This is a genomic window from Anaerobutyricum hallii (assembly GCF_900209925.1).
Lineage (GTDB): Bacteria > Bacillota > Clostridia > Lachnospirales > Lachnospiraceae > Anaerobutyricum > Anaerobutyricum soehngenii.
Window position 1 is genome coordinate 3140795 of the sequence record NZ_LT907978.1, and the last position, 23276, is coordinate 3164070.

Annotated in this window: 21 protein-coding genes and 2 tRNA genes; 4 read left to right on the top strand and 19 right to left on the bottom strand. The window is 39.0% G+C overall.

Annotated elements, in window-relative coordinates:
* Nucleotides 1-41: 41 nt before the first annotated feature.
* Nucleotides 42-113: transfer RNA gene (locus EHLA_RS14210), tRNA-Gly, on the top strand.
* Nucleotides 114-228: 115 nt separating this feature from the next.
* On the opposite strand, the gene EHLA_RS14215 is transcribed toward EHLA_RS14210, so the two are convergent.
* Nucleotides 229-672 carry a hypothetical protein gene (locus tag EHLA_RS14215; protein WP_096241267.1) on the bottom strand — a complete coding sequence of 148 codons (444 nt, stop codon included), beginning with the start codon at nucleotides 670-672 and terminating at the stop codon, nucleotides 229-231.
* A 27-nt stretch (nucleotides 673-699) separates the two neighbouring features.
* Nucleotides 700-978: a hypothetical protein gene (locus EHLA_RS14220; RefSeq protein WP_096241268.1), complete on the bottom strand. Its 279-nt coding sequence runs from the start codon at nucleotides 976-978 to the stop codon at nucleotides 700-702.
* Between the two features lie 242 nt (nucleotides 979-1220).
* Here EHLA_RS14220 and EHLA_RS17070 point away from each other — a divergent pair, with 242 nt between their 5' ends.
* Nucleotides 1221-1286, top strand: a complete 66-nt coding sequence (locus EHLA_RS17070) for a DUF6783 domain-containing protein (protein ID WP_334293561.1) — start codon at nucleotides 1221-1223, stop codon at nucleotides 1284-1286.
* Nucleotides 1287-1398: 112 nt separating this feature from the next.
* Here the strand turns inward: EHLA_RS17070 and EHLA_RS14230 are convergent, their stop codons facing one another.
* From EHLA_RS14230 to EHLA_RS14285, 12 genes are all read right to left on the bottom strand, one after another.
* Nucleotides 1399-2628: a phosphotransferase gene (locus tag EHLA_RS14230; protein WP_096241270.1), complete on the bottom strand. Its 1230-nt coding sequence runs from the start codon at nucleotides 2626-2628 to the stop codon at nucleotides 1399-1401.
* Nucleotides 2629-3211: 583 nt separating this feature from the next.
* Nucleotides 3212-3284: transfer RNA gene (locus EHLA_RS14235), tRNA-Phe, on the bottom strand.
* A gap of 95 nt (nucleotides 3285-3379) precedes the next feature.
* Nucleotides 3380-3655 carry an ArsR/SmtB family transcription factor gene (locus EHLA_RS14240; RefSeq protein ID WP_021906135.1) on the bottom strand — a complete coding sequence of 92 codons (276 nt, stop codon included), beginning with the start codon at nucleotides 3653-3655 and terminating at the stop codon, nucleotides 3380-3382.
* A 121-nt stretch (nucleotides 3656-3776) separates the two neighbouring features.
* A complete protein-coding gene (epsC, locus tag EHLA_RS14245; protein WP_096241271.1) occupies nucleotides 3777-4727 on the bottom strand; it encodes a serine O-acetyltransferase EpsC in 951 nt (316 codons plus the stop codon).
* Between the two features lie 659 nt (nucleotides 4728-5386).
* Complete coding sequence (locus EHLA_RS14250) at nucleotides 5387-5737, bottom strand: TerY-C metal binding domain-containing protein (RefSeq protein ID WP_005351706.1); 351 nt, start codon at nucleotides 5735-5737, stop codon at nucleotides 5387-5389.
* A complete protein-coding gene (locus EHLA_RS14255) occupies nucleotides 5734-6546 on the bottom strand; it encodes a PP2C family serine/threonine-protein phosphatase (protein ID WP_157908605.1) in 813 nt (270 codons plus the stop codon). The genes EHLA_RS14250 and EHLA_RS14255 overlap by 4 nt, the downstream gene beginning before the upstream one ends.
* 1 nt (nucleotide 6547) lies before the next feature.
* Nucleotides 6548-7360, bottom strand: a complete 813-nt coding sequence (locus EHLA_RS14260) for a vWA domain-containing protein (RefSeq protein WP_227084047.1) — start codon at nucleotides 7358-7360, stop codon at nucleotides 6548-6550.
* Nucleotides 7338-8519: a hypothetical protein gene (locus EHLA_RS14265; protein ID WP_096241274.1), complete on the bottom strand. Its 1182-nt coding sequence runs from the start codon at nucleotides 8517-8519 to the stop codon at nucleotides 7338-7340. The genes EHLA_RS14260 and EHLA_RS14265 overlap by 23 nt, the downstream gene beginning before the upstream one ends.
* Before the next feature lie 13 nt (nucleotides 8520-8532).
* Nucleotides 8533-9888 (bottom strand): serine/threonine protein kinase, encoded by a 1356-nt coding sequence (locus tag EHLA_RS14270; RefSeq protein WP_096241275.1) that lies wholly within the window; start codon nucleotides 9886-9888, stop codon nucleotides 8533-8535.
* A 7-nt stretch (nucleotides 9889-9895) separates the two neighbouring features.
* Nucleotides 9896-10780: a vWA domain-containing protein gene (locus tag EHLA_RS14275; RefSeq protein WP_096241276.1), complete on the bottom strand. Its 885-nt coding sequence runs from the start codon at nucleotides 10778-10780 to the stop codon at nucleotides 9896-9898.
* Nucleotides 10781-11287: 507 nt separating this feature from the next.
* Nucleotides 11288-12670: an asparagine--tRNA ligase gene (gene asnS, locus EHLA_RS14280; RefSeq protein ID WP_096241277.1), complete on the bottom strand. Its 1383-nt coding sequence runs from the start codon at nucleotides 12668-12670 to the stop codon at nucleotides 11288-11290.
* Between the two features lie 141 nt (nucleotides 12671-12811).
* Nucleotides 12812-13795: a hypothetical protein gene (locus EHLA_RS14285; protein WP_096241278.1), complete on the bottom strand. Its 984-nt coding sequence runs from the start codon at nucleotides 13793-13795 to the stop codon at nucleotides 12812-12814.
* Nucleotides 13796-13979: 184 nt separating this feature from the next.
* Here EHLA_RS14285 and EHLA_RS14290 point away from each other — a divergent pair, with 184 nt between their 5' ends.
* Together EHLA_RS14290 and EHLA_RS14295 are read left to right on the top strand one after the other, a co-directional pair.
* Entirely contained in the window at nucleotides 13980-14945 is a 966-nt protein-coding gene (locus tag EHLA_RS14290) for a cytidylate kinase-like family protein (protein ID WP_096241279.1), read from the top strand.
* A 12-nt stretch (nucleotides 14946-14957) separates the two neighbouring features.
* Nucleotides 14958-15314: a hypothetical protein gene (locus tag EHLA_RS14295; protein ID WP_096241280.1), complete on the top strand. Its 357-nt coding sequence runs from the start codon at nucleotides 14958-14960 to the stop codon at nucleotides 15312-15314.
* Between the two features lie 529 nt (nucleotides 15315-15843).
* Here the strand turns inward: EHLA_RS14295 and EHLA_RS14300 are convergent.
* From EHLA_RS14300 to EHLA_RS14320, 5 genes are all read right to left on the bottom strand, one after another.
* The gene (locus tag EHLA_RS14300; protein WP_096241281.1) at nucleotides 15844-16467 is read right to left on the bottom strand and encodes a metallophosphoesterase family protein; all 624 of its coding nucleotides are present in this window, start codon (nucleotides 16465-16467) and stop codon (nucleotides 15844-15846) included.
* 742 nt (nucleotides 16468-17209) lie between these two features.
* Complete coding sequence (locus EHLA_RS14305) at nucleotides 17210-17863, bottom strand: DUF4867 family protein (RefSeq protein ID WP_096241282.1); 654 nt, start codon at nucleotides 17861-17863, stop codon at nucleotides 17210-17212.
* A 28-nt stretch (nucleotides 17864-17891) separates the two neighbouring features.
* Nucleotides 17892-19232, bottom strand: a complete 1341-nt coding sequence (locus EHLA_RS14310; RefSeq protein ID WP_021906659.1) for an acetyl-CoA hydrolase/transferase family protein — start codon at nucleotides 19230-19232, stop codon at nucleotides 17892-17894.
* Nucleotides 19233-20277: 1045 nt separating this feature from the next.
* Entirely contained in the window at nucleotides 20278-21330 is a 1053-nt protein-coding gene (gene pta / locus EHLA_RS14315) for a phosphate acetyltransferase (protein ID WP_096241283.1), read from the bottom strand.
* A 252-nt stretch (nucleotides 21331-21582) separates the two neighbouring features.
* Nucleotides 21583-23253, bottom strand: coding sequence for a Na/Pi cotransporter family protein (locus EHLA_RS14320; protein ID WP_096241284.1), 1671 nt, complete (start codon nucleotides 23251-23253; stop codon nucleotides 21583-21585).
* Nucleotides 23254-23276 lie beyond the last annotated feature (23 nt).

Here is a 23276-nt window from a genome sequence, read left to right on the forward strand (position 1 = left end):
TGATATACTAAATATAGTTGAATAATTCATTTAAGTTTTATGCACGAGTGGCTCAGTGGTGGAGTATCGCCTTGCCAAGGCGAGGGTCGCGGGTTCGAATCCCGTCTCGTGCTTTTTTTGTTGTCTTTTTACTCAACTAATTTATACTAGAATTAAATTTGGAGATGTTGCATTATAATAATATACTGCAACATCTCCGTTTTTTCTACTTAATAGTAATTAGCCATCCTATGAACGAAAGGATAAATTTTTAATCCATATAAAATAAGAACTTGCCAACAGGATACTTGATAAGAACCATGTTATACCAAAGAAACTATATTTAACATTTGACCATAGCATATACGCAACAAACAATACTATCGCAATATAAAACAAAATACTTACAATCTTCCATATCAGCGAATCATCGGACGAATAACAAATTTTTCTTATATCAACATATTCATTAGTTTGATATATCAAGGTGATGATAATCACTGCGATAGAACTAATAATTTTTATAATAGCTGCTCCATAATTCCACATTATAGGAAAGATCAACAACACTATTGTATTACTAACTTTAGAACCATCCGCCGTATCCATCATAATTTTTACATATTCATAAGATAGTAAATAATTAAGCCATGTTAAAAATAAAATAAATACTAAAAATGTCTTCTTTTTCATTACCTTGCTCCTTTATATCTAGATGTATTATTTAACATCTTCTATTGATTGCGTTGAAGCTTCTTCGGCAGCTTCCTGTTGATCTTCTTCACCTGCTTTATCATACCATTTTTGTGCTTTTTCTCCTTCTAACGTAGTGAATGTACCATCTCCGTTAGGGATATCAACTCTTATGACCTGTCCTCCCTGGTCAACAGAAACAGACTCATCAACCATATCACTTGTTTCTGACTGGTCTGTAAAAGTACAAGCATTTAATGACAACGCTATTGTCACTGCCATAATCATTCCTACTATTTTTTTCATAATAGACCTCTTTTCGTTTTAATTTTTTGCTTTCTTTAGGGCATTATTACTTTTTTATAATACATCTATTTATCCAGTTTTTCAAAACAAACCACTTCCGGTTAATGATTATTTTTTTCATTCAAGTCGAGCAGTCACTCACCACCTGAAAGAGGTGGGAGTCTTCTCGACTGAGATAAAAAAAGAAGCCAGCTATATAACCGACTTCTTCTAGAGCGTATTTGAAAAATGCTTTCTGCAAGATGTGCATCGCAATTTGCGGGAGATTTCGCCTGAATGAAGGCGGCGTAGCGGGCTACGGCAACTGAATGAAGGCAAAATATACCGTAAATTAAGGCGTGCAGGTTGTAGGAATGATTTTTCAAACACGCTCTAAACTGTATAAAAAATTCTCTGGTCAAAATTGATTCAACCTATCTCTTACAATGACTTTCTAAACTCTTCTTCAATTCCTATAATTGTTTCGATCAAATCGTCTGCACTTTGATACTTATATCTTCCAAACATAATTCCCCAGTCTATCATGAGTGACAGTACCGTTGCATTACGTTTGGCATCTTTGTTCTCAATCACATCAAAATCCGGATATGGTATATCACTTACAGAGCGGAACCAGTTCACCATGCTGGCATATCCCGGCATGTCCACCATAACTTCCTGTAAAATGCTCTGTAAAAGTCCCTGCTGTCCGCGGTATCTTTCCTTCACACTTCTTTCCCAGCATAAAGTAAATGTCTTCATATATGTTTCGATTAATGACTGAATCGTTGCTAACAGATATACCTTAAACTGCTTTCTGCTCTGCTCGGACGGGAAGCGTTTAAAGCAGGCTGCACAGTACTGGGAAATGAGGTTGCCAACCAGATAGCCGAGGTCGTAACCAAATGGTCCCATAAAAGCGAACTCCATATCAATGACCTTCATCTTATCTCGTGAAGCTAAAATATTTGATGTATGCAAATCGGCATGAATCAATCCATCTGCATGGCTCATAAACTTACGGCGGAGCTTATAAAGCTCTGTGCGGTATCTGGAATCTTTACTGAACTGATTTGCAAAATCTGCAAAGTTATTCCCTAACGAATAATCAACATCACAGCCAAAGCAGTCTAAAAACATCTGGTCTTCCATAATCTTTCGAAGCTCTGTATTCTCAAAATGCTTCTGCAGTCCACGATACTTCTCACGAGACAGATAATACTCTGATGTACAGAATTCGGTCTTTGCCATAAACTCACCGCACTGACGGCCAAGCTCCGGGAACATCTTGTTCTTATTCAACTGAAAACGGACAACTTTTAAATCCGAAACATCTTCCATCACAAAGATATTATTCTCTCTATCCTGAAACTTAAGATACGGCACATACTCTGGTGTGATCGCATAAAAAATACGCATACTGTTGTACTCTAACCGATTACGGTACGTTGCGATCTCCTGCTGGCTTACTCTGCTGATATCCGTTCCCTGCTTCAATACCAGAGATTCCTTCGGTGTCTGCACTCTGTAAATGTAATTCACATAGCCATCTCCGTCTTCTTCCTCTGTTCCCTCTCCAACCATACTAATATTCACAGGGAGAGAATCATCAAAATCCGGCAAATGCTCTTTTAAATATGGAATAATATTTTCCTTCGTAATCTTAATCATATAATTCCCCCAATAATCTTCTATCCGAATCTATATTTATCTACATTTTTTCTGATTATTATTTAACTCTATAGACAAACTTTCTCATAATTATTATAGCCTAATATTATGAATAAAAAAAGCAAAATGTTTGTCTGTGAGGTGGGAAAAAATGTGGCATTGGGAACAGACGAAAACCTGAAAATCCCCATATATCACAAATGCTTCGTATCACTGCGTCCAAACTGCTCAACCGCAATTTGAACTTGCTCTAAGGCGCATTTGTGATATATGGGGATTTTCAGATTTTCTGTGTATTGAACATTCCATGTTTGCCACTTTACAAGCTAGATGCTGTGAAGATTAACCCCAATTGCTGTGACTCATATTATGAATAATATTAAATTTGATTCCTTCTGGCATTCTTTATTGCCTGTCTTAGAAAAACAGAAGCTCGATAATAGATAATATATATATAAACTGTGACTTTAGAGCAAGCTCTTAATGCGGCTGAGCGTTAAGAGTGCAGTGATATGGAACAGTTTATATATATATTATCTATTATCGAGCTTCGTCTATTTCTCAAAAAAAGGCAATAAAAAAATGCCCAGAACCGGAATCGAACCAGTGACACGAGGATTTTCAGTCCTCTGCTCTACCAACTGAGCTATCTGGGCATTCATTGTATTGCTACAACGTCTAATATTTTACTTTATAAAGTAAATTTTGTCAATACAAAATGCATAAAAAAGTCTAAAAAAATTCAAAATTCTTATTCTCCGTACTCCGCGATCCACTCCGCAACCGTAGAGAATATTTCTTTATTCAGACTGTAATATGTCCACTTGCCATTCTTTCGAGCCTTTACCGCTCCTGCCTGCAATAAAATTCTCATATGATGCGACAAAGTAGACTGTCCAAAGTCCATCTCATCTAAAAGTTCGCTGGCATTATATTCCCTTTCACGAAGTAATTCAAGAATCCGCAGTCGATTTTCATCCGACATAGCTTTTAGTACTCTTGCGTGAACAACAAACTTTTTATTCATATTATATATGATACTCCTTTCATTCCCCACCGCCTATAGAAGTGAACGTCTTCTCATCTAAAGTCACTTCTATAAGCGAATACCATAAACATCTGCAAGCTAAAACTTCGGCGAACTTTGCTTAAATCTCCCAGATTCCTTCCTTGTTCTCCGTTGTCTGAAGCTCAATCTTCTTATCAGAATCTTTAATCTTGATTTCCGGATTCTTTACGATTACCTTTGTATGTGCCGGAACAGACTTCGTTACAAATGCTCCACCTGCTACGATAACACCCTCACCGATTTCTGTCTCTCCACCAAGAATACTGGCTCCAGAATATACCGTAACGTTATCTTTGATCGTCGGATGTCTCTTCTTACCCTTTAACTTCTGTCCACTTCTTGTAGAAAGTGCACCTAAAGTTACTCCCTGATATAACTTCACATTATTACCAATCTCTGTTGTCTCACCAATTACAACACCAGTTCCATGGTCAATAAAGAAATATTCCCCAATCTGTGCGCCAGAGTTAATATCAATTCCTGTACGGCTATGTGCATATTCCGTCATAATTCGAGGAAGGAATGGCACATCCTGTGTATACAGCTCATGAGCGATTCTATAAACAAAAATAGCAAACAGCCCCGGATAAGAAATCACAACGTCCTCTCTGCTCTTTGCAGCAGGGTCACCGTCAAATCCAGCCTGCACATCTTTTAAAAGCATCTGCTGTACATGTGGAAGCCTCTTAAAAAATTCCTCACAGACTTCTTCTGCCCGCTCACTGATCTCTTCCTCTGTATACTTTTCATAATCTCTATAATACAAAGAAATCTCAATCTGCGGTTTTAACTTACCATAAATATCTGTCAGACGGTCACCGATAAAATACTGCGGAGAAATCAACGCAATATTCTCCTCTCCAAAATAACCAGGGAACATTATCCTCTTTAAATCCTTTAAAATACGAATAATACAAGAACGATCAGGAAGACATCGTTCCCCCCTTGATACGATAAAATCTGTTTTATGGCAACTTTCCGTCATCTGAACGGATGCATTCAAAATAATGTCTTTCATTGTCTCTTTCATAATTTAAGTCTCCCAACAAATTTTCAGAAGCATATACCCCTCACTTACAATATAAAGAGTACACTTCTGAGGTATATTGATATACCTATATTTATGCTAAATTATAACAAACAACTACAGAAAATACAATTCCCAAATACTAATTTGATGGACTAAAGAGACGAAAAGCAGAAATTTGATATAGAAGAAAATGTGAAGATAGTCGCGGCGTAGAAAATGCCTGACCGGCATTTTTACTGGCTCCGACATCACATTTTCTTCTATATCAAATTTTTGCTTTTCTGCTATTTGGCTCCAGATGGAAATTAGTATTTAAAGCTTGGATGGGAATAAGGGGATTGCCCAGAAGTCTATGGTTAGAAATTACTAATTTACTATTTGTTATCAAAACCAGGCAGTCACTGGAATAAAAATTTCCAGAGAAGAATATTTTCTCATGGTGAAACAGTTCTCCGATTAAAAATCATAGCCTTCTGGCACATTCCATGTTGTTAAACCATAGATTTAGATAGTCAGAAAAAAGAAATAATACCATATCCCAGATGCGGCTTCGGAGCGTGTTTAAGATGCGAATGAGCATTTTAAACACGCTCCGAAGCCGCATCTGGGATATGGTATTATTTCTTTTTTCGTCTACACGAAATCTACAAATTAGTATTTTAGAAGCCGCCTCCAGAAACATCGAGCTTTCCATCGTCGTCTGCTGCTGTTCCGTTTGAACCACACCAGTTACACACAACTTTATCGGAGCCGTCATAGCAACTTACTTTTCCGCAGTTTCCGCAGACAAAACACTTCTTTGCTCCACAGTAAGGGCAGCCTGGGTATTCTTCGTCTGTGTAAAAGCTTCCGGTAAAGTTGATTTTATCGAAGCCTTCTTTTTCTGCAGTTTCTTCTTTTAATTTAAAGGCCCATGTACGAACCCAGTCATTATCTCTTTTTTCAATTCGAATTCCGTAAAGCTTATCCTGTGCACATTTTGCCAGAATTACGCTTGCCTCTTTCTTCATTGCACTGTCTCTCCTTCCTGATAAACGAAAGCAATGGAAATATCGTCTCCGCTGCCTTCTCTCGTTCTCTTTTCAAAATTCCGTTTTAAACTCTTTTTCATTTTTTCGGTATCATGAAACATATGGGAAAGTAATCCATGATATTTTAAAAAGTCTTCTTCGCTTGCAAATGATTTAAACAGTCCATCTGTGGATACAAATAATGCCTTTACTTTTTCTGTTGTATACCAGTGTTCAAAAAAATGTATTGCATCGGTATTACAGAGGGAAGATGTATAGTTTGCGTGGGAATTTTTATCCTCGATCGGGATAAATAATTCGTCATTCTCTCCGAGTACGACAAACCCTCCGTCACCGAGAATCATTCCGTAAGAAAAGTCTTTTGTCAAAACTGTTGCCAGTACGGTACTTCCGTAAATAACGGCTGTTCTTAGTCTGCCTTTTGCCTTTTCGGGAATCTTGCTTTCTTCTTCCTTTGTGAGTGGGTTTTCTAAATGATATTCCTCTACCGCTTCTCTCCACTTCATTAAAATCTGTTTTTCCATCTGGGCCAGAATAAATTCCGGATGTTTGAAAAACTGTTCTTTAAAATCAGAACGGTTCATATAATTTTTTAATAACTTTGTCGTAATCTTTACAGCAATCCTCGAACCCACATCACTGCGGAAATGCTTGGCACTGCCATGTCCATCTGCTACTACGGCTATGGCAAACTGATCGGTAACTACGGTTCCTGAACTGTCCTGACAGACAATGCCCTTTCTAATATGGCTGTCTCCGATTACTGTAGAATGTACTCCCTGAAACATTCTACCATCCCTCATCAAATTCAATATCCATATCGCCAAGATCGGTAAGATCGTCTACTCCCATGATATCCTGTTTCATTTCCTGTACAGCTTCTATCATCTGTTCCTTCTTTGCTCCCGCTACTTCTGCAAGAGAACGCTCACCGGTCGCATCGGTAAGTGTCATACTCGTGCTTCCGATTTTAGAAGAAGTAACCGCGATTTCACGAACAAGCTTTTTCAGCATTTCTGCACCGCATGCCTGAAGTACTAATTCTTCATCATCTGTAAATTCTCGGAGTACATCAAGATCGACATTGGAACCAATTGCCAGTGCAATCTTTAAACCATACTGAAACCAGCGGTTTTTCTTTAACATTTCAAAACCTTTTTTGTAGTTATCTGTCGGATATCCGTCGGTCATCAGGAAGATAACCGGTGCATAGGAAAGGGAAGGTGCTCTTAAGAAACTGTTTCTTGAAAGCTTCTGACAAAGCTCTTCACAGGCATCTCCCAAATCGGTTACTCCATCTGCAGAAAGATTCTCCCATCTCTGATATTCTTCAATTAATACTGGTTCCGGTGTAATCCATTCACAACCGGAAGAAAACGACATTACAGCAACTTTTACATCGGTTCCTGCCTCACCGACACCGATCAATTCCGGTAAGATATCTCCCATAACACGATTTAAAGATTCCAGCTTTGAACCTTCCATACTTTTTGAAGTATCTACCAGGAAAAAAATGACCATACTTTTCTTGGCAGGTGGCATAGTCTCTAACGGATCAATTGCCTCTATACTCTGTTCTTCAAACTGTCTGCTCATCCTCATCTTCCTTTCTCTCCTCCGTCTGCTGTACCAGACTAAGATTCCATTCTTCACCCAATTCAAATCGGACAGACATTCCATTCCAGATAGGAATTCCCTGTCCATTTGGAATATCTTTTAATTTCCCGTCAGGATAAAATCCTCTCCAGACACCCTGACTTACATTTTTAATACCATACAGGCCTTTTTTCTGGCGATTCTCCACGATCAGACCTGTGACCGTATCTTTATCCATCGGATTCCGGCCGGTCTGACACTCATAAAGCTTCTCCCCTTCTGCAAGAAGAATCCGGTCTAACCCGTTCGTTAATGGATAATATATCTTTCCACACTTCGGACAGGCTAATGTTCCGTTCTCTTTTTGCAGTAATCTATAAGAAAATCCATGAAATCCGCAATGGCAGGACTTATAATCCATCGCCATTCTTACAAGAAGCTGCTTCCAGTCCACCTCTGTCGGTCGAAGTTCTCTTAGTCTTCCGCCATCGAGAAATGCTTTCTGGAACATCTTTTGTAAAATCTCTGGATATTCATTCCAGTATTGAATCAATTTATCTTGAATTCCCTTAACCGGAATATTCTCCTCCTCACCCGGTTCCATGCAAAAACGTCCTTCTTTTGCCCGGAACAGTTCCTTTTCCTCCGGAGAAAGGAAACAGCGGTTCACCATCTTTTTCCCTTCAAATGGAGAACCTGTATGGAAGAAATATTCAAATAAATATACCGCCATAAAATAACGGTCTGTCTCAAAAGAATAACATTCTCTGAATGTTTCAACATCTTCAGGGCTTTCCTGCTCTTCTGGTTCTTCTGCAAGGGATTCCACTAACTCAGGAGCAAGGAACTCCGTAAAGTCTGTCTTTTCGGCATCAGGAGCCTGCACATAGGCTTCGCCAAGAAGCTCTTCCCCTTCAAAATGAAATGCTCCACTTTTCAGATTAAAATAAAATGCTTCCGGAGAAATACTGCAGTAAACCTTACCGTTTTGATGCAGCTCTTCAAAAAAACGGGCAAATTGATATGCTCCTTCTATCATTGCATTCATTGAAGAAAAATATGCTGCTCTTAAAACCTTTTTTCCGGTTTCTACGTCTGTTACAAGCTGTCTTTCGTCACATATTTCTGCAAGAGAAACCCAGCCATTTTTATTAAATGCACTCATCCTATCCTCCTACCTACAGGAGAATCTTTGCGATCAGATTATCTCCAAAATCAATCTCTAAGCCCGTCCAGATCGGTACGCCCTTGCCCGGTGCAACTTCTCTGATGGAATTATCCGGAAACTTTGCCTTCCAGACATCATCTGACATATTTTTAATACCGAACAGCCCCTTCTTTAAACGATTCTCAATCACCATTCCTGTTACCGATTCAAAGTCATCACTATTCTTCGTCGTCAGACATTTATAGAGCTTTGCACCAAGATTCAACGGAAGTTCATAATCTTTTACTCCCATTGTATAAATGGTACTTCCACAATTACGGCAACGCAGTGTATGCTCCCCTGTCTTTTCAAAAGAAGAAGAAAATGCCGTCTTTCCACAGCTACAGTGAATAATATCAAGCTTTAACTGAATGAGCATCTGAATCCAGCTCTTTTCAATAATTCTGGCATTCGGTTCCTGAATTCCATACGTAAAGGATAATGTAAATGCCTCTCTGATAAAGTCAGGGTAAATCTTCCATAACTTGATCACGTTATCATGGACACCGTTCACCGGACGATTTGATGCATTGCTCGGATCATAAATAAATACCGGATCTTTTCCGTAATGGATCAGATCATTCTCCTCTGTCATAACAACACACTGCAATACTTTGCTTCCTTCTAACGGGTCTCCGCGGAAAAATAATTTAAATAAAACAACTGCCAATGAGTATCTGTCTGTCAGCACATCTGGCTTTGCAATACCGCGCACAACTTCCGGTGCCATAAAACCAGGCATCCCTCCGATTCCAAAGTTATCTCCATCTGCTGCTACGTTATCACAGTCACAAACTAAAACATCCCCTGTTTTCGTATCAATAAAAAATCCGCCATCGTTTAAATCCTGGTAACTCTTACCCGCAAGGTGCAGTGCCCGGAATGCCTTAACAATGTTGATCGCTGCTGTGAGCATCACATCAAGAGAAGCAAACTTCACCTTGATCTTTCTTGCCGGCTGTCCTTTTACACGAGGCTTTTCCCAGCGATATCCATTATAAATATCTGTAAAAGACTCATAGCCTGATGGTGCAAGACGCATCAGGTAACCAAAAGCTCCGTTCTTCTTCGTTTCTGTCAGAAATAACGGCCAGATAAACTGCTTTCCGCCTTCCGGCGCACCATCTTCAATGTTCTTACGAAGATTATTACGAAATGCTTCCGGGTTCTTTATCCGACTGATAAAATACCATTTAAGCGCATATTCTCTGCCATTATAACGCACAAGATAAACAATACCCTGCCCGCCTCGTCCAAGTTCTCTTGAGACAACGGCCTCGCCGCCTGCCTCTATTGGAATTCTCTCTCCAATCTTTAACTCTCTCATCTATGTTCTACCATCCTTCATCGTAATTCACAGCACCAAGATCCACTGCTTCACCAAGAATATCCTTTGCTCCTGTACGAATCTCTTCCACAAGAACCTGCTGCTTCGCCTGTGCCACAGCCTCTTCTGCTGGCTGTCTTCCATTCGAATCAACTAAAGCAAGACTGCGGCTTCCAATCTGAGAAGAAGTGACTGCTAAAAGCTTAATCAATTCCCTAAGCTGATCTGCATTCTTTGCCTGAACAGCAAGCTCATCGTTCCCGGTAAATGCACGAAGTACATCCATATTTACCTTAGAACCGATACCAAGCGCAATCTTTAACCCATGCTGAAACCATTTATTCTGTTTTAATGTATCAAGCCCTTTCTTCCAGTCATCATTCGGAGAACCGTCGGATAACAAGAATATAACCGGCGCAAAAGAAAGGGAAGGAGAACTTAAAAATGTACTGCGTGAAAGCTTCTTAGAAAGCTCCAAAAATGCATCTCCCATAAATGTAAGACCGTCTGCTTCCAGACGATTCCAGTACTGATATTCCTCAATCTTCACCGGTTCTGATGTCACCCACTCTACATCTGTAGAAAACTTCATGATCGCGATCTTCACATCTGTAGAAGCCTCACCAACACCAATCAATGAAGGCAATAATTCCTCCATCGTACTGTTCAAAGAACCAATCTTCGTTCCTTTCATACTGCCGGACACGTCAATCATAAAAAAGATCGTCATACTCTTCTTCGCCGGTTCCATCGTATCAAGGAAATCCTCCTCAGCCGCATCTGCCACTTCTGATACTTCCGGTGTGTCAAGAACAAGACTTCTGCTCATTCGATTCTTTTTCAAAAGAATCTCATCATCATCCACTTCATTTAAATCAAGCCACTTTGGCATAAAAGTACCCCCTTTGGAATTATCTTTTCACGTGCTATGACAAGACCAGCATTTCTCTTCCGGTCTTTAACGCCATCCTGTCACCATTATATAACAATTTACCTATTTTACAAACTGCTTTATCTAGTTCTTTGAGATAAATTCTTGCACGAAAATTTGTAAGGTTGAAGAAATAAACAGACGAACCCACATCTCCTGTAATCTATAAAAATGCTTCATTTCACTGCGTCCAAGCTGCTCATCCGCAACTTGAACTTGCTCTAAGGCGCATTTTTATAGATTACAGGAGATGTGGGTTCTGTGTATTTCAATCCTACAAATCAATTCAATATAATAACAGTTTGCGTGTCAATCCTTAATATTTCATTTCATGGAAAGCTATACTCTTATGAATGATATCCAAATCCTACAACATGAATTCTGATTTTGCTTCTCCAGCCAAAGCACAGCCATCTGGAAATAAAAGAATCTATATTTCCAGATGGCGTCTACTTTACCTGCGGCAAATTACAATTCGCAATTATTCACTGTTCTTGGGAATGGTATCGCATCTCTGATATTAGAAATTCCGGTCAGATACATAACACATCTTTCAAATCCAAGTCCGAATCCAGAATGATGTGTGGAGCCATACTTACGAAGATCTAAGTAGAACTGATAGTTCTCTTCATCTAATCCAACTTCTTCCATACGTTTTCTAAGCAGATCATAATCATCTTCTCTCTGGCTTCCTCCAATGATTTCTCCAATACCCGGTACAAGACAATCCATTGCCGCTACCGTCTTGCCATCCTGATTCAGCTTCATATAAAATGCCTTGATCTCCTTTGGATAATCAGTCACAAATACAGGACGTTTAAACACCTCTTCTGTAAGGTATCTCTCATGTTCTGTCTGAAGATCGGTTCCCCATGATACTTTATATTCAAATTCATCGTTATGTTTCTCAAGAATCTCTACAGCCTCTGTATAGGTTACATGTCCAAATTCTGCGTTCAGCACATGATTCAGTCTGTCTTTTAATCCTTTATCAACAAACTGGTTCAGGAAATCCATCTCTTCCGGAGCATTCTCCATAACATAGGAAATAACATATTTAAGCATGGATTCCGCTACTTCCATATCATCTTTTAAATCTGCAAATGCCATTTCCGGCTCAATCATCCAGAATTCTGCCGCATGACGGGCAGTATTAGAATTCTCTGCACGAAATGTAGGTCCAAAAGTATACGTATTGCGGAATGCCTGTGCAAATGTTTCTGCATTAAGCTGTCCACTTACTGTCAGATTCGTTGGCTTGCCAAAAAAGTCCTGTGTAAAATCAACCTTGTCTTCTTTATCCTTTGGAATATTATTCAGGTCAAGTGTTGTCACCTGGAACATCTCTCCTGCACCCTCACAGTCACTTGCTGTTATAAGTGGTGTATGCACATAAACAAAGCCTCTCTCCTGGAAAAACTGGTGAATCGCATAAGCCGCCATAGAACGGATGCGAAATACTGCCTGAAACGTATTCGTTCTTGGACGAAGATGAGAAATTGTTCTTAAATATTCTAAGCTGTGACGCTTTTTCTGAAGTGGATAATCTGGTGCAGAAGCGCCTTCTAAAGTAACAGATGTTGCCTGAATCTCAAACGGCTGCTTTGCCTGTGGCGTAGGAACAAGAATTCCTTCTACGATCACTGCAGCTCCCACATTCATTTTAGAAATTTCCTGGAAGTTGGCAAGTTTTTCTTCATATACAACCTGAATCGGCTTGAAAAACGTTCCATCATGAAGTACTAAAAATCCAAAATGTTTTGAACCACGAATGCTTCGAATCCATCCGCCAAGCTTCACCTCTTTATTTAAAAATTGTTCACTGTTCTTATAAATCTCTCGAATTGTCATAATGTAGCAATCCTTTCTTATAATTATTTTTAATTATTTTTAGATATGTATTCTAATTACTTTTAATTAGAAAATCCCGTTTCTATTTTATCGCAAACCTCGCTGAATTGCTACTGTTTTTTGACTCTGTTTTCATCATTTTTATATCCATCTTTTTACTTTGTATATGTTACAGGACTGATTGGTTAATGTATTAGATATATACATGATATAAATGCTTCTGCCATAGACAACTTTTATCCCTTCCGGTTCTCTGTAGGAAAGCCTTTTTGCCCCGCGAATCACTACTCTTCTGCTGGATCCTGAATCAAAATCATATCTTCGAATTCTTGTCGGATGATATACTGCGGAACAGTTATATTCCCGATTATATGCTTTCAAAAAAGACCTTCTTGGACTTCCGTCTATTGTATAAACAGAACTTCCATACAGATCAAATCCCTGAAAATCCCCATAAGTAGCATCAAGACTAAATCTCTTTACAGGACCTCTCGGATTAATAAACTTCCCGTCAATCAGATTGTAAATCTGAAAATACTGTCTGTTATTATATGTATAACGTACCGCCATCTGCGTATTATCTTCATTAATTGCCGGATAAACATTTGTCATATACTTGCCAATTCTTATATCTGGAATCTTATATCGGATTGCTCCATGTTTTCGAAGTGTTGTGTTTTTCCGATACGGAAATCCTGAGATTGCTCTAGATACATCACTTCCCTTTTTACAATCACTGCCTGTCCATAACCAGGTTCTTCCATTCACCGTAGAACAATCCAGATTCGTTGCATGTCCAAATCTTTTTAAATCCATATGATCTCTCGTATAGCGTCCCAGTCCTCTGTATTTCACTCTGGTGATCCGCAGATTTCCACTGTAAGGCTTTGTCATCTGTATATAATAATAATATTTCGAATCCATCGTAAACGACTGGACCCACCTTTTTGATGCAAGCTTTGTAACCTTTCGCACTACCTGAAGATCACTAGATGACGGTTCTCTTGGTGTCACATCCCGCTTTACTACCTTTGCCTCTGCTTTTACACAATGACTCTGAAATGCAGCACAAAAAGCAAATGCAAAAAACATCATCCACAGTATCTTTCTTTTTTTTGTTCTCATAAGTCTTTCCTTTCTTTTAATTTATTATTCAAAAATACCTCGTCATTCCTACTGCAAGATGCGCGTCATGCAACGCAGTAGCATACTGGTCATTTTTAACTTTTTACATAGTTAAACTGTAATTTTTTTATAAAATGTAGTATAGTATAATTACTATATATATGTAGCAAAGAGGAGGTATACTATGAAAAAAACGGACGAACAGGAAAGGAATATAGCCTCCCGGCTGTATAACCTCGATAAAAAAGTTTATGAAACGACCGGCAGTACTTTAGGTCGTGTTTTTCCTTCCAGTCCATCGTTCGCTTTAGAGAAAATCATTGATTCCCTTAAGATTAACCGGGAATATTTTCTTAAAAACGAAATGACCCTGATCGCCAATATGATCGGTACAATCAAAGATGAAGAGAAATCTGCCCCACTCAAACAGGAATATGACGAATTAGAGAAGGATATTCTCGCCTATAACCCTGCTATTATTTTACCACACAGTATCGATAATAACGATGCTGTTGCCTCCCGTCGTTTTTCTTCTGATAATAATCTTATCATATGTATCAGCAGACAGTTCGGTACTGGAGGCCACACCATCGGGTTTGAACTTGCTCAACGTCTTGGCATCGCTTACTACGATAAAGAGATTATACACTTAGCTTGTGACCGAATGGGGTTAAATTCAAAAGAAATTGTAGATTATGGCATTGATAGTTCTGGAAGCAGCCGCGGAATACTGAGTAATCTTGGAAAAGCTTCTAAAAAGTTCTTCTCCATACAGTCTGATATGCTCTTTTTCACCCAAAGTAATCTTATCTGCGAAATGGCCGCACAGGAAAGCTGTATTATCATGGGACGATGTGCTGATGTCGTTCTCACCAATAATAACATCCCTCATCTTTCCATTTTCTTATCTGCCCCATTTAAAGAAAGAGTAAAATACGAAATGGGTATTGCTGCCTGCGACTATAAAACTGCTTCTGCTAAAGTAAAAACAATGGATCAGGAACGAAAGAATTATTATCAGTATTACACAGGCCGTCAGTGGGGATACGCCGGCAATTATGATCTATGTGTAAATACATTCTTTTACGGACACGATGAGACAATTCAGGTGCTTTACGATATGGCCGAACTATCCTGCAAGAAAAATTAATTGGAGGACACTATGAAATTTCACAGAGTTTTACTATTTACTTCTATCCAGATGGATATCACACCGATAGGCGATGATCTCCACGTACTTCTTACCTGTGGTGGTGAAAACCGCCTTGGATGTACCGCATTTTCCACACCGCTTCCAGACACCGACCCTGTCGAATGCGAAACATCTGTCATTACAGATGTAGAGAATCCAGAAGATCTCTTCTGCCCATACATTGCAGAAAACCTCTGCAAAAAGACCGGTCAACGCGTGCTATGTACCGGCGGCATCTTTGTCGAGGAACCAGATGCGCATCAGATCGATAAACTTTATGAAAATATCGATGAAATGATAATGGACTGGGTACATTTTTTAGATTAATTTAAAGGAATAGACGAAAAAAGAAATACTACCATATCCCATCTGCTCTGTAGTCGCTGTGTTTAAGATGCTCATCCGCATCTTAAGCCCGCTCCGAAGCCGCATCTGGGATATGGTAGTATTTCTTTTTTCTGTGTTTTGGCTCCAGAAGGAGTGAATGCCGGACAGGCATTTTCTACGCAGTGATATCTTTACAGTTGCTATGGTCTATTCTTTTTATTTTCGTCTGTCCTCTCCTAAATAAATAATAATATATTCATCATGTACAGCAATAGCTTGCAGTATCTCTTATCAGCAGTGAAACTTGAAAAAAGATTCAGCATAATGAAAATGGCATCAGAATAAACCACAATCTTCTGACCTCTCCCCCTTATCCTCCCTAAATACTATTGCATTCATTCCTTCTGGAGCCAACAAACAGAAAATAAAAAGAATAGACCATAGCAACTGTAATGTGAGAGCAAGTAAAAATGCCGGACAGGCATTTTCTACGCAGCGATATCTTTACAGTTGCTATGGTCTATTCTTTTTATTTTCGTCTGTCCCCTCCTAATGAATAGTAATCAATCCATTCATCTAAGGTTCGTGGTATATAGTCTGAATACATGCAAAAACAGTTGAACATATTACAGGGAATCGGCATAGGTTCTTCATCGTATTTCCCCTGTTTTTTTGTCTGTCTTGTAATCTGGCAGAACTGCCGCACAAGCTGTTCATCGAGTGTATCATGTACGTGACCGTAGAGCATGTAGGTGAGTGGTTCGCCTTTTTTATTTCTGCGATACTGTCCGTTGTAACAGAAAATTGGGTAATGGGATAAGACTACTTTTCGGCGGTTATCATGCATCTCCGCATAAGGTTTTATCCAGACAAAGCGTTCTTTATTGAACTCGCTTTCTTTTAAATATCTGTCATGATTTCCTTTTATCATATAAAGTCTGCCGTTAAGCTGATTTAAAATCTCATTTGTCTGCTCTGCTTTTCCTACGGAAAAATCGCCAAGAATCACCACCTCATCTCTGGTTCGCACTCTACTGTTCCACTGTTTTATCATATAAGCATTCATTTGTGCTGCATCCTTAAATCCACGACAGTCCATTTGTGTATTTAGACTTTCGTGAAAAAAATGCAGATCTGAAATATAATATCGCATACTCTTCTTACTCCTCTCTAAAAAGTTCTGTCTAATTTAATTCATAAATAAAATCCTTTCGTTTGCCATAGGCGGAAACCCACTACCTTTAGGTGGTGGGAGGAGCCTTGTTAACTGTTACCTAATATGCTACAATAGCCGTAGCAGTTCTTAAAGAGAAAACCGTTAGATGTGCTGCTCATTAAAGACACTCTTTTGTACATTGACAAGATATGAGGTTGCAATACGAAATTCGTGTATTGCGTAAAATCTTAACCGTAAAAGATTTTTTTACTGTATAGCATGGGAAGTTTAGTACCTGATACAGTTACAGATGAGCATGTCTTGTCTGTAAAGGGTGCTGTCAGCCACCCTATGATGTAACGCCACTTTAGATAGCAATATCTATCGGGGATTAAAGGTCGGAGGTGTAAGCCGTTAGTACGACTGGGCAGTTACAAGCCCATGACCTTTAGGTCGTGGGTAGTTGACTAGGTGAATGGGCATGCCGACAAGCTCTGGTTTTAAATGAATAAAATCTGACTCGTTTACAAATATGATTTATAATTTTAACCCCGCTAAAGCAAGCTCCCGAAGCAAGAAGATACCCTATATCTGTGGCTTTAGAATGAGGATTGAATGTAAAGCTTTTAAGAAAACATTCACCTCGCAGTGATAGAATCACAGATATAGGGTATCTTCTTTTTTAAGAATTGTCTAGAGCGTGTTTGAAAAAGGCTTTTTCAAACACGCTCTAGTGTAATTAAATTACCAGATCATCCACAGAAATATTCTTTCCGGTAAGTCCGATAAAAGCTCCTTCTTCCCCACTTTCTTCGTGAGCGATGAGCCATTTATTCTTGGCAAAAAGTAACTTTTCTTCTGGCAGTTTTTCTTTCTCTGCTTCTGCTCCAAGTGTTACACCAAGTGGGAAGTTGGTTCCGAATGGTAAAACAACTCCCATCTTAAATGCGTAGTCGTTCTCTTTTGTTCCGATCGGTACGTAATGGAGTGTTGTTGCATACAGCTCTACTGCGGTTCCTGCCGGAACGAAAAATGCTTCTAACTGTGCTGTATCATATGTAAAGTCTTCTGTAATATCTGACTGCTGGCCTAGTAATAAAATAATATCTGTTACTGCAACATTTGCCTCAGAAGAACGATGATATTCTAATGCATTCAGTATCTTATTATGTCCACTGCAATATCCGATTTCTACAGAAAGTTCACCGTAAAGTGTATTAGATAATTTCTGGCGGAATTCTGGTTCTTCTAACGGTCCGAAAGATGCTGCATATTCTACATCTTCTGGATAATCCATTCCTTCCAATACATTATAAATCTCTGAGAAATCAATGCCTGTTAAAATCTTTCCATACTTTCTAAAAGAAGTGTCTGTTACCTGTTTCACCTTCATTATAAAGTCCCCCTGTCTTTATATGCGGCTATCTCTTGTTGGAACGCCGCCATATCTTTCTTTTTTCGGCTTCCTTAATCAGTTCATCTCTGAAATCCGGATGGGCAATGGAAATAAGCCCCTCTGCTCTCTCCCATGTTGAACGCCCTTCCATGTTGATCACTCCATATTCTGTTGCAAGAAAATATACCTGACTCCGCGGAGATGTAATAATATCTCCATTAAACTGTGGCAATACTCTTGAAAAAAGCTGTCCGCTTTTATCTTTATACGTAGAGCCCATACAGATAAATGCCTTACCCCCTCTGGCTGAAGATGCTCCGATTAAAAAGTCAAGCTGTCCTCCGGTACCACTGATCTGCCTTGCACCAAAGCTCTCGGATGATACCTGTCCATACAGATCTACAGAAACACAGCTATTGATGGACACCATATTGTCAATCTGGGCAATTACATCCGGTCTGTTCACATATTCCAATGGATATGCTGCTACACCATGATTATCATCTAACCATTCATACAGTTCTGCCGAACCAATAGCCACACCAAATACACCCTTACCCTTGTCGATTGTCTTCTTTTTATTGGTAAGCTTCCCTGCTTTATATAAATGCAGGTACGCATCTGAGCAAAGCTCAGTATGCATTCCAAGATCCTTAAGATCTGACTCCGCAAACAGTTCACCAACTGCATTCGGCATACTTCCAATTCCAAGCTGCAAGGTTGATCCATCACAAATATACGGTAGAATATTCTGTACAATCTTTCGATCAGTCTCAGTCGGTGCATAGCGCCTGACTGTCGTAATAGGTTCATGTCTTCCTTCTACGATATAATCCACTTCTGACACATGAATACATTCCCCATATCCACCATGAATCTTCGGCATATGCTCGTTAACCTCTACAATAACAATATCTGCATTCTGCACGATAGGTCCGGCTACTCCGGTATTTACCGAATAATTGAAATATCCATGCTTGTCCATCGGTGAAACGCTGACCATTACTACATTGACATTCAAAAAATACTTATAATAGGCTGCATTATTGTGAAACACCATCGGAATATAGTAACATAGTCCTCTATCACAAAGCTTTCTCTCATAAGCAGAACAATGCCATGTATGATAGACAAAATGTTCCTGACTTTCATCACATTCTGCCACTTCAATCGGTCCCTCCATAAGATTCCCTCGAATCTTTACATCAAAAAGTTCATCTCTTCTTTTAGCAAGAGCCCGATCTAAAAGAACCGGCTTTCCAAGTGAGCTGGTATAATCAACCCAGTCTCCACTCTTTACTACTTCTACCGCCTCCTCCGGTGTACAAAGCTTTTGTCTGTACTCAGTTGTAAAATCCTTTAACACCGTTGTCTCCTCTCTGTATTTCTCTCTTCTTCGCCAGTTGTACTGGCATTTCTTCCAATTCTTTCACTGTTATTTTACCAAAATTTGTGCTAAATAACAAGAGGTAGATTGAGAATAGACGAAAAACAGAAATGTTAGATTATCTCCACTGTGAAGATAGTCGCGGCATAGAAAATGCCTGACCGGCATTTTTATTTGCTCCGACATCACATTGGAGATAATCTAACATTTCTGTTTTTCTGTCTACTCTAAAGTGGAATGGTTTGATAGGGAGACAGATATTGCTGAAACGAGATTATAGGTCTGAATTATATATAAGATTCTAAAGAAAAGAGAATTTTTATAAGTTTGATTTTGTTCCGTTGCGCTAAACGCTTCATTTTGCCTCAAAAAACGAAAACTTCGGAAAAATAAGTCCGAAGTTTTCAGAGTCAAAATTCCACAGCACAAAGTCACAAAATGCAATACTTATAAAAATTCTCTTTTCTTCACTATCGTTTTCTTACAATTCAGCGTAAAGTTTTACTTATAGAACCCTTTCTTCATAAGATAAAAATAATTAGACAGATTTATTTCTGGAGATTTTTATTTGAATGAAAATTGTAGACCTTTGGACAATCCCCCTCTTTCCCTCAAAATAAAATTCCTGTCACTATATAGGAAAAGTAAAAAATGAAGTATGTATTATTTTGAAACGAATGATAAAAGAATGATTCGCAACATATTAAATTTAATTTTTTCTTTGGGATTAACAGTGCGATTACAAAAATAATTTCAAGAATATCAGAAGATTTTAAACCTTCATTTTTTGTGTAGAAAATATTATAAAATATCCTGCGCTACATATAGCGAAAGAAGAAAGTATTAGAATATTGAATCCATTCCTTCTGGAGCCAAAACACAGAAAAAAGAAAAAATGACATATCCCAGATGCGGCTTCGGAGCGTGTTTAAGATGCGGACAAGCATCTTAAGCACAGCGACTACAGAGCATCTGGGATATGTCATTTTTTCTTTTTTCGTCTATTCAGCTTTACAAATAAGAATTATTTATTCAGCTTTTTAGCTGCGATCATTGTTTCTACTACAGCTCTTACTACAGCTTCTAATCCTTCTTCGTCTACAGTTTCTTCTTCTGGAACGCTTAATGCAGCTGTTACGATAGACATGCTGTAAACTTCTTCTGCGTTACATCCGCGGCTTAAGTCGTTGATTGGAGCGTTAAGTCCCTGTAATACAGGTCCTACTGCTGTGTATCCGCCTAAACGGGAAGCAATCTTATATCCAATGTTGGCTGCGTTGATGTCTGGGAAGATAAAGGTATTAGCCTGTCCAGCTACTGGTGAACCAGGACATTTTACTTCTGCTACTTCTGGTGATACAGAAGCATCGAACTGAATCTCACCTTCTACTGCTAATTCAGGAGCAGCTTCTTTGATCTTCTTTGTTGCGTTAGCAACCTTTGTTACAGAAGGTCCTTTACCTGATCCAAGTGTTGAGTAGGATAACATAGCTACCTTAGGATCAATACCGAAAATCTTAGCTGTCTTAGCGGATTCGATAGCGATCTCTACTAAGTCGTCTTCGGATGGATCAATGTTGATCGCACAGTCACCCATAGCAATCTTCTCGTCTCCTCTTACAAGGATGAAGCAGGAGCTTACGATGTTATTGCCCGGTTTTGTTTTGATGAGCTGAAGAGCCGGACGAACTGTATCTGCTGTTGAATAAGTAGCTCCGCCTAACAGACAGTCAGCGCCACCCATTTTAACGAGCATGGTTCCAAAATAGTTGCTCTTAGAAAGAGCTGCTCTTACCTGTTCATCTGTCATCTTACCTTTACGAAGCTTAACCATCTCTGCTACCATAGCATCGATTCCTTCGTAGTTTTCAGGGTCAATGATCTGGCAGGCATCGATATTAAAGTTGCCTGCTTTTGCTGCAGCCTTAACTTCTTCTGGCTTACCAAGAAGGACAACGCCGAGAATTCCTTCCTGTGTCAGACGATGGGCTGACTCAAGAATCCTTTTATCTGTACCCTCTGTGTATACGATAGTACGAGGATTCTTCTTTAATGTTTCAATCATTTTTGTTAACATAAGATACCTCCCAAATATATCTTTGTCTGAAAAGTAGTATCAATAATAGTACAAAATACGCTACTTATATAGTAAGCCCTGCGCACATTTTTTTCAACAACGCATTGATATAATTTTTTGACTACATCATATAAAAGAAAGCACAAAAATGCATCGGAATTTGTGTAAAAATTCCGATGCACCTTTCATTTTTTGATATTGTGATTATACTTTCTTGTAAATTTGAGAAAGTCATCTCACATCTGATATATTTTATTCCAATGCTGCTTTTTGCTGCTCTTCTGCATCTTCCGGATTCTCATGGAAAATAGAATAGGCAATGTTAGTGGAATGGTCGGCGATTCTCTCAAGACCGATTACCATATCCGTAAAGATAAGGCCGATTTCAACGCCGCAGATACCTTTAGAAAGACGTTTTACCTGCTGGTTCTGATAATCAATCTGCATCTGATCTACGTCATTTTCCATATCAATAATCTGGTCAATGTTATCTTTTTTATTTGTAACGAACATTTCCATACTCTTATCAAAAAGCTCAAGCACTTCTTTGTACATGGTTGTAAGTTCTTCTTTACCTGCTCCGGTAAACTTCTCGTTAAGCTTGCTTCTCTTCTCTGCATTCTCAAGAATATTGATTGCATGGTCACCGATACGTTCAAGGTCGATAACAACATGGAACAATGCACCAATTCTTCTGGAATCGGCAAGTGGAAGCTCATAGCGGTTTACTTCTACAAGGTAGTCCGTAATCTCGCTGCTTAAGTAATCAATAATCTTTTCTCTGGCATTAATTTCCTTTACCTTATCAAGATTCTTATCTGCTAATGCCTCCATAGAAGCAACAAGGTTTTCTCTGGCAAGACCAGCCATTCTCTCGATTTCCTGAATAATTTCTACTACGGCTGTAGATGGCACAAACTTGCTTGATGCCTTTCTGATATATTCAAGATGTAATCCGTTATCCTCTTCCTCACCTTCTTTATTTCCAGGAATAAGAAGCTTCGTAAGTTTTACAAACTGTGATGCAAATGGAAGGAAAATGATTGTCTGGAATACTTTAAATGCTGTATCTGCATTCGCAACAAAACGTTTCGCATTATCTGCTCCACCGAGAACAGAAATCGCATCCACAATCTGGTTTCTTGCAAAGAACAGAATTGTTCCGATAATAATCATACCTAATGCATTAAATAAGAAATGTACCAACGCTGTACGCTTTGCATTCTTATTGGCATTCATTGCTGCCATAACTGCTGGTGTACAGGAACCGATATTCGCACCAAGAATAAAATACAGACAACTTCCAAGTCCTACAAGATGGGAATCTGCTAATAAAACTAATACACTGACCGTTACAGAGGAACTCTGTACTGCTACTGTAAAAATCAATCCGACAAGTAATGCGATAAATGGATTCTTCAGATAAGAGAACCAATGCATGATCACCGGATATTCCGGAATTCTGCTCAATGCACCTGTCATACTGTTAATTCCTAAGAATAATGCACCAAATCCAAAGATTACCTCTGAAATCTTTCTTGTTATCGGCTTATTGCCAAACATCATCAGGCAGGCACCTACAAAGATGATATATGGTGCAATGGCAGTCAGTTTCAAAGAAACAAGCTGTGCAGTAATTGTCGTACCAATATTGGCACCAAATGTAATACCAACGGACTGTTCCAATGTAAGAAGTCCTGCATTAACAAAGCTGACTTCCATGACCGTAGTTGCCCCGGACGACTGAATAATCGCAGTAAATATCGCACCAAAGAAAACTGCAACGAATCGATTCTTGGTCACGCGATCCAGAATGACACGCATCTTGTCACCCGCAGCCTTCTGCAGCCCCTCGCTCATGAACTTCATACCAAATAAAAACAAGGCAAGTCCACTCAGCAGTTCTGTAAGCATAACTAACATGATATTATCCTCTCTTTTGTTTT

What these genes read in the sequence shown, in the direction of transcription:
- EHLA_RS14215 (WP_096241267.1), bottom strand. Translation starts at nt 672, where the DNA reads ATGAAAAAGAAGACATTTTTAGTATTTATTTTATTTTTAACATGGCTT.
- EHLA_RS14220 (WP_096241268.1), bottom strand. Translation starts at nt 978, where the DNA reads ATGAAAAAAATAGTAGGAATGATTATGGCAGTGACAATAGCGTTGTCA.
- EHLA_RS14230 (WP_096241270.1), bottom strand. Translation starts at nt 2,628, where the DNA reads ATGATTAAGATTACGAAGGAAAATATTATTCCATATTTAAAAGAGCAT.
- EHLA_RS14240 (WP_021906135.1), bottom strand. Translation starts at nt 3,655, where the DNA reads ATGAATAAAAAGTTTGTTGTTCACGCAAGAGTACTAAAAGCTATGTCG.
- epsC (WP_096241271.1), bottom strand. Translation starts at nt 4,727, where the DNA reads ATGAAAGAGACAATGAAAGACATTATTTTGAATGCATCCGTTCAGATG.
- EHLA_RS14250 (WP_005351706.1), bottom strand. Translation starts at nt 5,737, where the DNA reads ATGAAGAAAGAGGCAAGCGTAATTCTGGCAAAATGTGCACAGGATAAG.
- EHLA_RS14255 (WP_157908605.1), bottom strand. Translation starts at nt 6,546, where the DNA reads ATGTTTCAGGGAGTACATTCTACAGTAATCGGAGACAGCCATATTAGA.
- EHLA_RS14260 (WP_227084047.1), bottom strand. Translation starts at nt 7,360, where the DNA reads ATGAGGATGAGCAGACAGTTTGAAGAACAGAGTATAGAGGCAATTGAT.
- EHLA_RS14265 (WP_096241274.1), bottom strand. Translation starts at nt 8,519, where the DNA reads ATGAGTGCATTTAATAAAAATGGCTGGGTTTCTCTTGCAGAAATATGT.
- EHLA_RS14270 (WP_096241275.1), bottom strand. Translation starts at nt 9,888, where the DNA reads ATGAGAGAGTTAAAGATTGGAGAGAGAATTCCAATAGAGGCAGGCGGC.
- EHLA_RS14275 (WP_096241276.1), bottom strand. Translation starts at nt 10,780, where the DNA reads ATGCCAAAGTGGCTTGATTTAAATGAAGTGGATGATGATGAGATTCTT.
- asnS (WP_096241277.1), bottom strand. Translation starts at nt 12,670, where the DNA reads ATGACAATTCGAGAGATTTATAAGAACAGTGAACAATTTTTAAATAAA.
- EHLA_RS14285 (WP_096241278.1), bottom strand. Translation starts at nt 13,795, where the DNA reads ATGAGAACAAAAAAAAGAAAGATACTGTGGATGATGTTTTTTGCATTT.
- EHLA_RS14290 (WP_096241279.1), top strand. Translation starts at nt 13,980, where the DNA reads ATGAAAAAAACGGACGAACAGGAAAGGAATATAGCCTCCCGGCTGTAT.
- EHLA_RS14295 (WP_096241280.1), top strand. Translation starts at nt 14,958, where the DNA reads ATGAAATTTCACAGAGTTTTACTATTTACTTCTATCCAGATGGATATC.
- EHLA_RS14300 (WP_096241281.1), bottom strand. Translation starts at nt 16,467, where the DNA reads ATGCGATATTATATTTCAGATCTGCATTTTTTTCACGAAAGTCTAAAT.
- EHLA_RS14305 (WP_096241282.1), bottom strand. Translation starts at nt 17,863, where the DNA reads ATGAAGGTGAAACAGGTAACAGACACTTCTTTTAGAAAGTATGGAAAG.
- pta (WP_096241283.1), bottom strand. Translation starts at nt 21,330, where the DNA reads ATGTTAACAAAAATGATTGAAACATTAAAGAAGAATCCTCGTACTATC.
- EHLA_RS14320 (WP_096241284.1), bottom strand. Translation starts at nt 23,253, where the DNA reads ATGTTAGTTATGCTTACAGAACTGCTGAGTGGACTTGCCTTGTTTTTA.